We start from the raw sequence: 14953 nt of genomic DNA, 5'->3' as shown, positions 1-14953 counted from the left end.
AGCAGCTTTGCCGGGGATCTTATCTCTACAGGAACCATGATGGAAATCCGCGTCGACCTCGAACGCATCAAACGCGACATCCTGACGCTGGCCAAAATCGGCCGCCGCGAATCCGATCGTGGAATCTACCGGATGGCGTTCACCGACGCCGACATCCAGGGCAAACGTTGGCTGACACAACAGATCGAACAAGCGGACCTGATCGCTTCGACCGATGGTGCGATGAACATCTCGGGAGAGCTTTCGGGAACCACCGACGCCCCGCGCGTGCTGGTCGGTTCGCACATCGACACCGTGCCGTGTGCCGGTGCGTTGGACGGAACGCTTGGCGTCGTGGTCGGACTGGAGTGTCTGCGGACGCTGCGAGAGACCGGTTTCCAACCCGACAGGACGCTCGAACTGATCGCGTTCAGCGACGAAGAGGGCCGCTTTGGCGGGATGTTTGGTTCACAAGCCGTCTGCGGCCAACTGAACCCTCAGTCGTTGGAAACGACGACCGACATGAACGGCGTTCTGTTGCGCGACGAATTGGGCCGGCACGGTCACGATGCGTTGTCGGCTTTAGACGCGGCTCGGGTCCCCGAATCGATCGCCGCCTACATCGAACTGCACATCGAACAGGGACCGGTCTTGGATCGAACCAAGAAGGCGGTCGGAGTCGTCGACGAGATCACTGGGCTGTTCACATGGGCGGTCACGTTGCGTGGGGAAGCGAACCACGCCGGGACGACACCGATGGAAATGCGTAACGACGCCTTCATGGGGCTGGCCGATTTCGCTCATGAAATCCCGCGGATCCTGGAAGAGAACGGCAGCGATCGCAGCCGCACGACGATCGGCAAAGCCCAGATCCTACCGGGGGCTACCAATACCGTCCCCGGTCTGGTCGAATTCTCCTTGGACGTTCGCGATACCAGCGAAGCGGTGCTCGAAGAACTCGGGACGGCTTTTCGCAAAGCGCTTTCAGCGATCGCTCGCCGACGCAATCTGATGTTTGAGTTTGCACAGAAGAGTTATCTGCGGCCGGTCGCTTGCCACGACGCGATCGTCCAACTGTTGATGGATCAGGCCAGCAAACTGGAACTCGATCACCTACGGATGCCCAGCGGAGCCGCTCACGACGCCCAGATCATGGGGAGCATGGTTCCGGTCGGGATGATCTTTGTGCCCAGTAAAAACGGGCAGAGTCATTCGCCTGCCGAATGGACAGCTTGGTCGGACATCGAAGCGGGGGCAAATTTGATGTTGCAAACCTTGGTGCAGCTGAGTTCCGCCACCAACTGAACCTCCGAATATTTCACCCGAACAAAACCCGCTGTCAGGAAAAGTTGCCGATGACCGATAACGAACACGTCGATCCGCTCAAAGAGGTCTATCACGAATCGTTTGTCGAGAACCCCGCGCACAAGGAGTTCTTGATCGAGGGGCGGACGGCGCTATTGTGTATCGATCTGCAATACCTAGATGCCGCTCCCGGTCATGGCGTTTTTAAAGATGCGATGAACAGCGGAGTGCCTCAGGAGGCGCAAGAGTATTATTTCGATCGCTTGCAGCAGACGGTGCTGCCTAACGTCCGCGGGCTTCAAGACGCCTTCCGATCCCATGGACTGGAAGTCATCCACACGCGGATTCAAGCCCTCACCCGCGACGGCCGCGACCGCAGCAAAGGACATCGGCGGCTTGGGCTATTGGCGGCGCCCGGATCGCGGGAAGCCGATTTCCTAGAGATCGTCGGCCCCGACGAATCGCGCGACGAGATCGTGATCAACAAAACGGCTAGTGGCGTCTTCTCGTCGACCAACTTGCACTACGTGCTGAAAAACATGGGGATCGAATCGCTGTTTGTCGTTGGTGTCTACACCAATGAATGTGTGGAAACGACAGTCCGCGATGCCTGCGATCTCGGTTACCTGGTGACGGTCGTCGAAGACTGCTGTGCCACCGTGACGCCCGAACTGCACGATGCCTCCCTGGCGACGCTTCGCGACCGCTACGCGCGGATCTTAAAGTACGCTGAAGTCGCCCGTATGATCGCGCCGTTGGTCCCAGCCGACACCGTGGCTCCCAACCAATAGAGCACGCCACTTCGTGGTATTCGTGATCCTCACACTGGCGGCGTTAGCGAATCGCTTGAATCGCCAGCCAATTGATCGCAGTGTTGGACGACGCCGACGGCTTGCCTAGCTCGATCGAAAGCCGGCCGTCGCGGACCTCGACGATCTTCGTCCGCTCCGCAAACATGCCGGCAACCGTCGACAGATCCTCGGCGAAAGGAACGCCTTCGACGACGACGTTTTGACCGGGCTGGTCGTGTCCCGAATCGCCAACGCAGATGGTCACCGAGTATTTTCCGTTGGGGAGCGTGCACTCCCAAAGGTCGCTTTTGCGAGTGAACAGGAACGTATCGCGAGGGCCTTCGTAAACGTGACGTCGGCGATGGTTGGAACGCAGATCGCGGCCCCAGCCGTAACCTCGTTCGTCATCGAACGCGGCGCCGTGATCGGTGGACCAACCTTGCGGTGGCGAACCGCCGGGACCACGGAAGTCGATCAAGCGGAGATCGTCAGCGTTTCCGCTGGTCAGTTCCACCGCCGGGACTCCGTCGCTGTCGGGGCCTAGCTTCGGTCGCTCGATCTCGAACACGATCGGTTCGTTGGGCGTGAACAATAGCGGATCGTCGCGGTCGGCGATCCCATCTCCATCGGCGTCCCGATCGTCGACGCGGTGCAGGGCGAATCGCGTCCAGTCCTGCTGCTGAACTTGATCCCAAAATTGGCGACAGATCTCTCCGCGAGTGACCTCCGATTCCGCAGATTGTTCGAATTCAAAACCGCGGTCGCGAAGTTCCGCCAGCCACGGTTCGGTCGCGGGTTCGTCGGCCGCGAAGTCGACTTCGCGCGGATCGATCGGCAACAGGCCGAGCGCCGCCAAGCGATTGATCGCAATAAACGCCCCGTGGCTGGGATCGAGGTCGCGGAAAGGCCAGATCAAAAGCGGCACTCCCGCGGTACTGGGATCACACAATTCGTGGCGGACCGCTTCCAGCAACGCTCGGTCGTAGGGGATCGCTCGCGGATCGATCCCTTCTCGCAGCGCAACCACCGCCACCGCGCCGCTCGCTTGGCCGATGTGGATCCGTTGATCGTGCAGCCGGATCGCCGCGCTGACGATGCTGCTGAAACCGACATTCCCTTGCGAGCCGATCAGGCCGTCCAGTTCGGCTGGGATCAGACTCCGCAGCGGGAAGACCGATCGATCGCTCATGAAGTTCGTGTGGCGATTCGGTTTGTGGAAATCGATCCACGGTCCGTCGTTCCCTTCGGACTTCAGGTAGGTTCGTCCCGTGCGGTGGAAGTCGTAGTGAAACTGCCAAGCGAACAGGCCGTCGGGATACATCACGTGGGCAAATCGCTCTTTGGCGAGGTTCTTCGTGACGCCATCGCGATTGCGGCCGTCCTGTTCTCGCATCATGTACATCGCCTGCAAACGCAGGCCCTCGCGGATGTACGGTTTGGGCGGCAGCCGATCAGGAGTACCGAATTCATCGCTCAAGTGGAAGCGGCGGAAGCTGTTCGTTTTGTCGGGGGCACGTTGATCGACGAAGTTCTGTAAGTGATACAGCACGCCCAACGCATGCTGTTTTGCATCGTCGAAGATGATCTGTCGCTGCTCTCGATTCATCGTCACGATGTTCTGCGTCGATGCTCCTTTGTCGGTCGCTTCCAACGCCGCGACGACGGGCGCCGGCAAGCGTTCCAGCGGATAGTCCTGGCCGTTCATGTAGTTCAACAGGATCGATGTCTTCCCATCGCGGCTGGTCAATCCGTCGACGATCCGTCGGACCGTATAGACGCTCAATTGACGCGGCGATTCCTTTCCCGCATCGGGCCAGTGCGGGATCGCACCGAGCCCCGGATTCGCTTGATCCCATTGCAGATCGGCAAACGCTTGGCGGCTGAAATGCGTCGCCCGCGGGTAATTCCGATCGTCGAATCGCGGCGGCCGACCGATCGGCGTCTCGCCATCCGATTCGGCGACGATCATCGCCCAAGTGATCGGATTCATCTCGTTTGCCGGATGACAGCTCAGATCATCCGGGGCGCTCGGTTCGCCGAAACGCGACTTGGGATCGGGGCCGCACAAAAATCCTGCACCTGCGACTTGGATCACCTCGCCCCAATCGGAGGCGTCGATCGTCAGCGGCGCTGCGACCGCCAAGCGACCTTCGCCGCCATCGGTCGCTGCAAACGTGACGCCATGCAGCCGGGAACCTCTCACATCGGCAGCCACGGGATACAGGTTCCAGTGGACGCGGATCTGACCACTGTCGATGTAGGGAGCGATCATCTCGCGGAAGATCGCCTCGGCTTCAGCAGGCCGAAACGTCGACGGTCCGTGATAGGGACGCCCGGGCATCGGCGAGCCATACTTTTGCGTGTTGAAAGCTTCGATCCGGTCCATCAACTCTTTGAACAGCCCCGAGCGATGGAACGATCGCTTCATCGGATGCCAATCGACGCCCCAGCCGACGCGGCCGACACCTTTATCTTCGTCGACGCAGGCCAACGCCTGTTCGGTGAACTGGCCGCCGAACCACTTGCCATCGTGCACGATCACGATGGAATCGACACCGCCGCGAGCGGCTTGAATTGCCGCGGCCCAGCCAGCTTCGGTCGCTCCGACGATCAATAGATCCGCGCTGGCGATCGTTGTCGCAGCGGGAGCGGCGTAGGAATTGGCGGGGCCCAGCAGGGCAAGCACAAGAAAAAACGCAGCGGTGCGAAAACGCAGGCTGCGTGAAAGCGAGAGGTTCAATGCAACGGCTCCGGTGAAGGTTCGCTTGTCGAACCTTCACCTTTGGTGGTTGCAGAAGGGGCCGCTATTCCACCCGAAGGGACGACAATCGCCCCATTCTACACTTCCAGGAACAGTCGTGCTGGATCTTCCAAAACGTCTTTAATGACACGCAGGAAGCTGACAGCTTCGCGGCCGTCGACAACGCGATGGTCGTAGGTCAACGCGACGTACATCATCGGTCGGATCACGACTTCACCGTTGACCGCGACCGGACGATCTTGGATCGAGTGCAGTCCCAAGATGCCGCTCTGCGGAGGATTGACGATCGGCGTCGACAGCAGCGATCCGTAGATCCCGCCGTTGCTGATCGTAAACGTTCCGCCATCGAGATCCTGCGGGTTCAAGCGGTTGGCCTGAGCGTCGTCGGCGAAATCGGAGATCGCTCGTTCGACGTCGGCAAACGACATGAACTCCACGTTTCGCAGGATCGGCACAACAAGTCCCTTACCGCCACCGATCGCGATTCCGATGTCGTAGTAATGGCGATAGACGATGTTGTTGCCGCGAATCTCCGAATTGACGGCCGGGAAGCGACGGAGCGCTTCGACAGCCGCTTTGGCGAAGAACGACATAAAGCCCAGCTTGACGCCGTGCTTCTTCTGGAACGCGTCCTTGTATTTGGATCGCAATTCCTTGACAGGTTCCATGTCGATTTCGTTGAACGTGGTCAACAACGCCGCGTTGTGTTGAGCTTCGACCAACCGTGCGGCGATCGTGCGACGCAGCATGCTGAGCGGTTTGACTTCCTCGGCACGGTGTTCGCCCGAAGTCATCAGCGATGTCCGTGGACGCTCTTCGCTGGCTTTAGCCGGTGCGGCTGCAGGCTGCTTTGGCGCGGCTGCGGGAACTTTGGAAATCGTTGCGCCGGAGATGTGGTCGAGGACATCTTCCTTCAACAGGCGTCCGCCCGGTCCGGTCGCTTTGATGTCCGCCGGGTTGAGGTTGTGTTCGGCGATCAATCGAGCTGCCGCTGGCATCACGCGGGCGTCGTCGGCAGATTCACCCGACGATGCCGCTGCGGCGGTCGATGCCGAACCGTTGGCCGAAGGAGCTTCACCGGCTTCGATCTGAGCGATCACGTCGCCGACTTTGGCAAACTCATCCTGCTGCTTGGTGATGTTCCGCAGATAGCCGGCCGAGGGCGAAGGGATTTGAACCGAGGCTTTTTCGGTTTCGATTTCGACCAGATCTTCGTCTGCTTCGACCCATTCGTCTTGCTGCTTCAGCCAACGGCCGATTTGAACTTCGCTAATCGATTCGCCGACGGTGGGTACTTTGACTTCAACCATGAGATGTTTAACTGTAGATAGCGGCAGGAAAGTGTGCGAGTAATGGGAACTCCGCACCGCGCCAATCCGACACGGCTTCGGAAGCCCCCAGGATACCGATCATCGAGCTTTTTGTCAGCCTGCCATTAGCCGTTGCCAGCCTGATCGTCAAGATCGTTGCAATCCGCTTCGCTGGCGTTGGGATCGATCGAAGCGGCCGCCGCGACTGACTTCCATTAACCGAAATTGCCGAAAACAAGGAAATCATTGGTGATCGCATGTCCCGGGGCTCGGAGACCGCAAAAATGAAGTTTGTCCTTAATCTCATCGTCGTATCTGTCATTGCGATTATTGCGCTGGTCAAATTCTACGAGATCGAAGGGATCGACGGGCTGCACTTGAAGCGACGCGAATCGAGCGCCGGCGTGGTCCAGGATCTCCGCGCGATGTTCTCGTCGGCGACCGCCGAACCGGGCAGTGGATTTTCCGCTCCGGGAGGCCAGCCGTTGCCGAGTCTTCCCGGCGTTGGGGTGCAGACGGTTTCCAGCCGGCAAGGGGCCCCGGGCACGATCCGACTGGGGACCTTCAACCTGCGGGAATTCAGCCGCGAAAAGGTCAACGATCCCAAAACGATGGACTTCATCGTGCGGTTGCTGCAGCAGATCGATCTGATCGCCGTCCAGGAAGTCGACGCCGACCGCCGCGAACTGTTCCCCCGGATCGTCGAATATCTGAATCGCGACGGGCGGACTTACGATTTCATCGCGGGCCCACAAGTTGGCCCCGACGGATATCAACAACTGCTTGGGTTTATCTTCGATCGCCAGCGGGTCGAAGCCGACCTCAAGCAAACCTATACAGTTACCGATCCCGCCAATCAGATCGCCTATGAACCGCTGGTCGGATGGTTCCGCACCGTCGGCGTCGATCCTCTCGATGCCTGGACCTTTTCGCTGGCCAACGTCTACGTCGATCCCGACAACCCGCAGAAGGAACTGGAACTGCTGACGTCGCTGTTCCATTCGATCCAACATGACGGCCGCGGTGAGGACGATGTCATTCTGGCCGGCTGCTTTTTTGCCGGCGATCACGAACTTGCCCGGTTTGCATCGGCCGACATCCGCTTCGCCCTGGAAGGGACCCCGTCGGACATCCATGCGCAACGTCAGACAGCCAACCTGTTGTTCAACCGCAACAATACGACGGAGTTCCTCGGCGAATCGGGGGCGATCGATTTCCTGCGGCAGTACAACCTGACGATCGCCGAAGCCGAAGCGATCAGCGACCATCTGCCGGTTTGGGCCGAATTCCAAATCCGCGAAGCGATCCAGTTTTAATCGCCCGTTTCGATCTGCAAAAACATGCAGATCGGCAACGGCTGGCGTATGATTAGGCTTCGCGCTGCGCAGCGCGGACACAAACCACAACACAACAGTGCCAGGCTCTCATGTCGCAATCTGAATCGTCCGACGAGAAACGACCGTGCTGGCCACGTGCCGGGCGTTCGCGACCCGATGTCGTTGTCGTCGGGGCGTTGGATCGTCCCAGCGTCGCGTCGGAATTGAATCGTTTGCGATCGTTGATCGCCGAACGAGCGGAGATCGCGGCGGTCGATCTCGATTTCAGTTACGACTTTGAACACGCCCAGCACGATCTCGTGATCGTCCTTGGCGGCGACGGATCGATCCTGCAAACGGCGCGACAGATGGGCGAGAACCAATTGCCGATCTTAGGCGTCAATTGCGGGCACCTCGGTTTCCTGGCCGCGCTCACGCCCGACGCATTCCTCGATATCTGGGGGACCGTTGCCAACGGCGATTGCGAACTCGTCGACCATTTGATGTTGAGAGCTTCGATCATTCGCGACGGCGAAGAGGTCGCGGTTCAGCTGGGATTAAACGAAGCGGCGATACTCGGCGGCCCCCCTTATCGGATCCTCAACATCGATCTTTCAGTCGACCAAGTCCATGCGACCAGCTACAGCTGTGACGGGTTGATCATCAGCACACCGATCGGTTCGACCGCGCATAACCTTTCGGCGGGCGGGCCGATCTTGCGGAAGAACCTGCAAGCGTTTGTGATCTCGCCGATCAGCCCCCACACGCTCACGCATCGCTCGGTTGTCGATACCGCCGACCGGACGTTTGATTTGTCAGTCGCCAACCCCAACGATTCGACGAGCCTTGTCGTCGATGGCCGCGTCGTCGACGTGATCCAACCGGGCGACCGAATTCGCGTGCAGCGATCGCCTTACAGTTTTCAAATGGTTGCCGTGCCGGGTCAGAACGATTACCGAACGCTCCGCGAAAAGCTGGGCTGGAGCGGCAATACGATCAGCAAAACCTAAGAGGCGGACAAAAACCTTCTGGTTGGACCGACACTGACTTTTTTAGAAATCTTGGTTTTCTGTTGGCTCTTAGAACTGTGTGCTTGGTTGGAGTGCTCCAGTCGCTGCCTCCGCACCGCAGGCCGGAGGTCGATAGATCTAGTGCCGGCGGTGTCAGCCGCCGGTGGCTTGTGCGCGAACAAACCAAGAGGCCGGAGGCCGACACATCCATCGCCCGCATGTGTTGATCTCCGGCTTTAAAAGCAGATAAAACCCTTTGGTTGGACCGACACCGCTTTTTTTAAAAAAGCTCGGTTTCTGTCCGGCTCTAAGGCATTCTGGCGTCGCGTTTAGGCCAGAATCCTCTTCATCACGTTGCCATGCACGTCGGTCAGCCGGAAGTCGCGGCCGGCGTAGCGGTAGGTCAGCCGCGTGTGATCGAGCCCCATTAGATGCAAAATCGTGGCGTGCCAATCGTGGATGTGGCACGGATCGGTAACTGCCGCGTAGCCGTGTTCGTCGGTCTCGCCATAACTGAAGCCCCCTTTCACGCCGCCGCCGGCCATCCAGGTCGTGTAACCTTTGTTGTTGTGGTCGCGGCCGTCGCCGTTTTGAGCCGCCGGTGTCCGGCCGAATTCGCCACCCCAGATCACCAGCGTATCTTTCAACAGATCGCGTTGCTTGAGGTCGGCCAGCAGGCCGGCGATCGGTTGATCGATCTCTCCGCAGCGCTGCGGCAGGTCGGTCGAAAGGTTTTGGTGATGATCCCAGCCCCCTTTGGTTACTTCGATAAACCGCACGCCCGATTCGGCCAATCGCCGCGCCATTAGGCATTGCTTTCCAAACGCCGCTGTGTCGCCGCGATCCGCTCCGTACATTGCCAGCGTCTCCGGCGTCTCGTCGCTTAAATCCATCACGTCGGGCATCGCGTCCTGCATCCGAAACGCCAGCTCAAACGATTCGATAGCTCCTTCGATTCCCGGCGCGTGATCGACGCGATCCAGCTTGTCGCGATTGAGGGCTTGGATCAAATCGAGCTGCGTCCGTTGTTGGTTCGACGAAAGTCGCGTGTTGCGGATATCGGGAACCGTGTCGCCGCCCGAGCCGCGTTGGCCTCCGGCTCCACCAATTCGCGAAGCACGGCCGACACCGGTGCCGCCGTAGATCGCCGGTAGGAATGCGCTGCCGATCAGTTGAGCCGACCCGGCGGGCGGACTGATTGAAACGAAGCCGGGTAGGCTGTCGTTTTCCGTTCCCAATCCGTACAGCGTCCAAGCTCCCAACGAAGGCCGAACGAACTGAGCCGTCCCGGTGTGCATCTGGATTTGGGCTCCCGGATGAACCGGTTGGTCGCAGTTCATCGATCGGATCAGGCACAGATCGTCGGCGTGCCGGGCGACCTCGGGGAACAGATCGGAGATCCACAGCCCGCTTTCGCCACGCTGACGGAAGTCCCACTGACTCTTTAGCAGCTGGCCGCCGTAACGTCCTTGTTTGCCGTGATCCTTCGCCAATTGCGGCTTGTAGTCGAACGTGTCGACATGCGACGGTGCACCGGTCATGCACAGGAAGATCACGCGTTTCGCAGTCGCAGGAAAATGAGGCGGCTTCGGCAACAAAGGGTTCTTCGCCGCGGAAACGCCCGCGTCGGCTGCGGCGGCGGCGCTACTGAGTCCAGCAAATGCGAGATACCCGAAGCCCGAAGAGGCACTCTGCAGCAGCTCGCGTCGCGTCAAGGAATAACTCATCGGTCAAAGTCTCTTCAGTACGAGGGAACGTTTTTTCAGCGGACACGCGTGAAGCGGGGGACGGAACCTAAGCAGCCATCAAATAGTATTTTGGTTTAACCGCGTGGGCATCGCCCCGCGTTTTAAACACCCGCGCGGCCCGATGGGCTCGCGGTTAAACCGAAAAATACAATGTGACGTGATTAGCGATCGATCAATCGATGTAACGGAAATCTGCCGAGGCCAACAACGATTGGCACAGCGCGGTCATCGCCAGCACGCGGCCTCGCGACGATTGCACATCTTCGAAGTCGTTTAAAAACTGGCGGACTGCGGAGACTTCGGTCGCGTTGGGCGAGCGACCGAAGCAGAGTTCAAAGGCCAGCCGCAAGCGAGCCGCCGGCGTTGCCGCTTCATCGACAACGCGACGGGCCAACGCGTCGGCTTGAGCTGTCACAAAAGGATTGTTCATCAGGAACAACGCTTGGTTGGGCGTGCTGGACGATTCGCGTTGGCCGACGACCATCGATGGTTCGGCAAAATCGAAGACGGCCAAAGCGCGAGGTACCTCGTCGCGAACGACCGGCAAATAGACGCTGCGATATTCGGCCGACGCCATGTCCAATCGATCGGTCCCGGGCGTCGGGAGCGTCGCTTGCGACATCCCGCCTCCTTCGCGATTGCCACCGAAACGGCCGCGTCGTTGGTTGCGGAATCGATCCCGCATCGCTCCTCCCGACATCCCCATCGCCATCGCCATCCCCGATCCCATGCCGCGTCGCGACGCATTGCCGGCGGAATCAAAGAGGTTGACGAGATTGCCATCGCGGACACGCATGTATCCCGATTCGGCGACCAGCGATGCCGGCGGGCGCTGGAGGTCGATCTTGCCACTGACAAAGAGCATCGCATCGCGAATCGCTTCGGCATCCAATCGCCGCATATTCGCTCGCCACAACAGCTTGTTTTCGGGGTCTTTCTCGAAGCTTGTTTGATCGAAGGACGAATCGATTCGGTAGACGCGTGACGTCACGATCTGGCGGATCAGCGATTTGATCGACCATCCCGACTCGACAAACTCCACCGCCAGATGGTCCAACAGTTCCGGATGCGTTGGCGCCGAACCGGAGGAACCAAAGTTTTCCGGAGACGCGACGATGCCTTGTCCCAGCAGATGTTGCCAGATTCGATTCGCCATCACTCGCGCCGTCAACGGATGGTCGCGCTCGGTGATCCAGCGAGCGAACTCCAACCGCCCCGTCGAGCCCTTGGCAATCGATGCCGGTGCGTCGCTGAGAACTCGCGGAAAGCCTGGCGGCACGACCTGTGCGGGTTGAGCGATTTCGCCACGGACCAGCAAGCGGACCTCTTCGGGTTGCTCTTTCGCTTGAACGCCCATGCAAAAGCTGATCGGTCGTCCCTCCGGATCGTAGCCTCCCAACTTTGCCGACAGATATTCAATCTCGCTGGTCATCCGCACGATTCGGGAGACCGGAACCTGCGTCGCGCCGGGGCGGCGTTGGTTCATTCGCGTTTCTCGTAATTCGGTCGACAGCGACGCGAGCCGCTCTCGCATGCTCTCGAGTTCCGTCGGCGAGACCGCTTTTTCAAACGGGTTGGGATCGTCGATTGGCATCCGCAACAAGTTGCTCGTCTGTTGGGTTTGCAGACCGCGAGCGATGCCGATCGAAGACGCGGGAGCTCCAAAGTAGGTCGACATGTTGCCGAAGATGCCAACCAATGCGTAGTAGTCGGTCTGCGGGATCGGATCGAATTTGTGGTCGTGGCAGCGGGCACACGCGATCGATGTGCCGATCAGGACGCGTGTCGTGACGTCGATCTGTTCATCGACGAGGTCGGCTGCGAACTGAGCTCCGTTGCGTTGGTTGACATCTTTGGGGCCCATTGCCAAGAAGCCTGTCGCGATCAAGTTTTCCGCCCATTGCTGGTCGCTGGAAACGGGCAGCAGATCGCCGGCAAGCTGCTCTTGAACGAAGCGGTCGTACGGTTTGTCGCTGTTGAACGAATCGATGACGTAGTCGCGGTATCGCCAGGCTTGCGGGTAGGTCATGTTCACGCCGCGGCCGCTCGATTCGGCGTACCTCGCAACGTCCAACCAATGACGTCCCCATCGCTCACCAAACTGCGGCGACTGCAACAGTTGATCGGCCGCACTAGCGATCGCCGCGGTCGGATCGCGCTGCCATGCTTTTTGGAAAACGGTGATCTGTTCTGCGGTGGGAGGGAGTCCAATCAGATCGAAATAGAGCCGCCGAGCGACGGTGTAGGCCGACGCCCCGGATGCCGGTGTGAGTTTGTTCTCCGCAAGTTCCGCCTGGATCCAACGGTCGATGTCGGTCAGCGACCAGTCGCCGTCGGTGATCGGGGCGGGGCGTTGGACCGGCTTTTGATAGGCCCAGAACTCCGCCTTCGCCTGCTGGATCTGTTGCTCGTCGATCGACGACCGAATCTCCGTCACGGCTCCCGATCGCGGGTCAAGGGCTCCCATTTCGATCCATTTGCGGAAGTCGTCGATGACCGATTCGGGCAGCATCTCGCTGCGCGGCGGCATGACAAAGTCTTGGTGCGTCATCGCGTTGAACAGCAAGCTGCCATCGAGATCCCCCGGCACGATCGCCGGTCCGCTGCTGCCGCCGATGTGGGTGAGTTCACGGGTATCCAACCGCAAGCCGCCGCGAGCGTTCCCCGATTCGTTGGAGTGACATCCGTAGCATTGCTTGACCAATACCGGACGAATCTTCGTCTCAAAGAAATCGGCCTGATCCGGCGTCACCTCGGCGGCGTCAGCCGAGCCCCAAAATGCGATCGCCATCACGATCAGGCCGATTTGTGTCGTTCGGTATTGCACGTCCATCTCTCCAGGATGAGAACCCTCGTCGTTGTCTGAGTGTTTGAACCCGAACGCGGTTGCTGAGTTTCGTCGCTTTTTGCAGCTTTTTTGCGAGCAGCTCCGACAACGTGGTGACGATCGCTGGCGCCGTAACCTGTGGCGGGATCCCGAAATTGGCCGCCAGATCGATTATGATATCGACTTCCCTTCCCACCTCGTTTGCAAACAACAAAGGCTTGCCCGATGCAAAGACGACCGATTCGATGGATGCTACTGAGCTTGTTTTTCACACCCTGGCTGGCCGCTGCCGGAGCCGACGATTCCGCCACAACGAAGCCGAATATCATCCTCGTGATGGCCGACGATCAGGGTTGGGGCGACATGGCTTACAACGGCCATCCGATCGTTCAGACGCCGAACTTCGATGACGCCGCGGCGACCGGATTGCGTTTCGATCGCTTCTACGCCGCCGCTCCCGTCTGCTCGCCTACTCGAGCTAGCGTGTTGACCGGCCGGCATCCCAACCGCAGCGGTGTCTTTCAATGGGGATTTCCTCTGCGGCCGCAAGAGATCACGATCGCCGAAGCACTAAAAACGGCCGGTTACACGACGGGGCATTTTGGAAAGTGGCATCTCGGATCGGTCCGCAGTGGCAGTCCTGCGAATCCGACAGCCCACGGGTTTGACGAGTGGTTTAGCGCGCCGAACTTCTACGACAACGATGCGATCATGTCCCATCGCGGTAAGGCGGTGAAGACAGTCGGCGAAAGCTCCGCGATCGCCGTCGATGCGGCAATGCAATGGATCGACGACGTTCGCAAGAAGCCCGAGCCCTTTTTGGCTGTCGTCTGGTTCGGATCACCTCACGTCCCTCACCAAGCCGCTCCGGAAGACAGTGCCCTCTACAAAGATCAGAACAAACGGATGCGAGAGTTCCTGGGCGAGGTCACTGGAATGGACCGCGCATTTGGAAAGTTGCGCGACGGGCTGGGAGAGCGTGGGCTGCGTGAGAACACCATCCTTTGGTACTGCAGCGACAACGGAGCGCTTCCGAGAGTGGGATCGACCGGCGGACATCGGGGACTCAAAGGGAAGGTCTACGAAGGCGGATTGTTAGTCCCCGCGATTCTCGAATGGCCGACGAAGATTCCGCGTCCGCGGACGACTTCAGTTCGCTGCAACACCACCGACATCTATCCGACGCTGTTAGACGTGGCAGGAGTGAAGATGGAGAACCAGCCGATCGTCGATGGCATCAGCCTGCTGCCGTTGATCGAAGAGAAGGTTACCGAGCGAGTGAAGCCGATGGGATTCTGGAACTACGCGATCAAGGGCATCATCACCCCGTCGGCTGTCTGGATGGGAGAACTTTACGCGGCGCAACAAGCCGGCAACGACCTACCGCCCGATCCCGCGAGTGCCAACGCCGCGACGCTCCCCACCGAACCTATCGTTCACGCCCAAGGCCACTCCGCCTGGATCGATGGCGACTGGAAACTGCACCGCATCGAAAACGACGGCAAGGCGAAGTTCGAACTGTACGACCTCGCCAGCGATCCGAATGAGGAAAACGATCTGTATGCGAAGCAGGCCAAGAGTCCACGGGCTACAGAGATGCAACAAGCACTCGAAGCCTGGCTCACCTCCGTCGACGCCAGCTACCTCGGCAAAGACTATTAACACAAAGTCATTGCGACACGTTTGATACGTTAAACCAGCGGGCAACTCTTCCTAGCGGAGAAGTCTGCCCGTTGTTCCTGAGCGATCGGTTGGCTCCGCCTCCCGCCAAATCTCTTGTGTACCTGGCAGTAGGTTTGCCCGCGAATCGCGCTAATGCACGCCCAAAAAACGAGCATTCAGATGTTAAGAAAGCTCGGTTCCCATTCGCGTTATTAGCGTCATTCGCGGGCAATGGTCTTACCGG

General features: G+C 59.4%; 9 protein-coding genes. 5 read left to right on the top strand and 4 right to left on the bottom strand.

Going from position 1 to position 14953, the window contains the following annotated elements; all coding sequences use genetic code 11:
- The first annotated feature begins 45 nt into the window (after positions 1-45).
- On the top strand, positions 46-1284 hold the full coding sequence (locus CA51_RS09100) for a Zn-dependent hydrolase (RefSeq protein ID WP_145124089.1): 1239 nt from the start codon (positions 46-48) through the stop codon (positions 1282-1284).
- A gap of 50 nt (positions 1285-1334) precedes the next feature.
- Positions 1335-2075 (top strand): cysteine hydrolase family protein, encoded by a 741-nt coding sequence (locus CA51_RS09095; protein ID WP_145119830.1) that lies wholly within the window; start codon positions 1335-1337, stop codon positions 2073-2075.
- Positions 2076-2118: 43 nt separating this feature from the next.
- Here CA51_RS09095 and CA51_RS09090 read toward each other — a convergent pair whose 3' ends face one another.
- Positions 2119-4815: an FAD-dependent oxidoreductase gene (locus CA51_RS09090; RefSeq protein WP_145119828.1), complete on the bottom strand. Its 2697-nt coding sequence runs from the start codon at positions 4813-4815 to the stop codon at positions 2119-2121.
- A gap of 98 nt (positions 4816-4913) precedes the next feature.
- Positions 4914-6146, bottom strand: a complete 1233-nt coding sequence (odhB, locus tag CA51_RS09085; protein ID WP_145119826.1) for a 2-oxoglutarate dehydrogenase complex dihydrolipoyllysine-residue succinyltransferase — start codon at positions 6144-6146, stop codon at positions 4914-4916.
- Positions 6147-6430: 284 nt separating this feature from the next.
- On the opposite strand from odhB, the gene CA51_RS09080 reads away from it, so the two are divergent.
- Both CA51_RS09080 and CA51_RS09075 read left to right on the top strand, forming a co-directional pair.
- Positions 6431-7462 carry an endonuclease/exonuclease/phosphatase family protein gene (locus tag CA51_RS09080; RefSeq protein WP_145119824.1) on the top strand — a complete coding sequence of 344 codons (1032 nt, stop codon included), beginning with the start codon at positions 6431-6433 and terminating at the stop codon, positions 7460-7462.
- Positions 7463-7572: 110 nt separating this feature from the next.
- Positions 7573-8472, top strand: coding sequence for an NAD(+)/NADH kinase (locus CA51_RS09075; protein ID WP_145119821.1), 900 nt, complete (start codon positions 7573-7575; stop codon positions 8470-8472).
- A 329-nt stretch (positions 8473-8801) separates the two neighbouring features.
- Here the strand turns inward: CA51_RS09075 and CA51_RS09070 are convergent, their stop codons facing one another.
- Together CA51_RS09070 and CA51_RS09065 are read right to left on the bottom strand one after the other, a co-directional pair.
- Positions 8802-10199 carry a DUF1501 domain-containing protein gene (locus CA51_RS09070; RefSeq protein ID WP_145119819.1) on the bottom strand — a complete coding sequence of 466 codons (1398 nt, stop codon included), beginning with the start codon at positions 10197-10199 and terminating at the stop codon, positions 8802-8804.
- A 193-nt stretch (positions 10200-10392) separates the two neighbouring features.
- Positions 10393-13053 carry a PSD1 and planctomycete cytochrome C domain-containing protein gene (locus CA51_RS09065; RefSeq protein WP_145119817.1) on the bottom strand — a complete coding sequence of 887 codons (2661 nt, stop codon included), beginning with the start codon at positions 13051-13053 and terminating at the stop codon, positions 10393-10395.
- A gap of 219 nt (positions 13054-13272) precedes the next feature.
- Here CA51_RS09065 and CA51_RS09060 point away from each other — a divergent pair, with 219 nt between their 5' ends.
- Positions 13273-14709, top strand: a complete 1437-nt coding sequence (locus tag CA51_RS09060) for a sulfatase-like hydrolase/transferase (protein ID WP_145119815.1) — start codon at positions 13273-13275, stop codon at positions 14707-14709.
- Positions 14710-14953: the final 244 nt, after the last annotated feature.

Origin of the sequence: Rosistilla oblonga (genome assembly GCF_007751715.1) — a bacterium.
In the GTDB taxonomy this organism is placed as follows: domain Bacteria; phylum Planctomycetota; class Planctomycetia; order Pirellulales; family Pirellulaceae; genus Rosistilla; species Rosistilla oblonga.
This window is presented reverse-complemented; position numbering and strand designations above follow the sequence as displayed.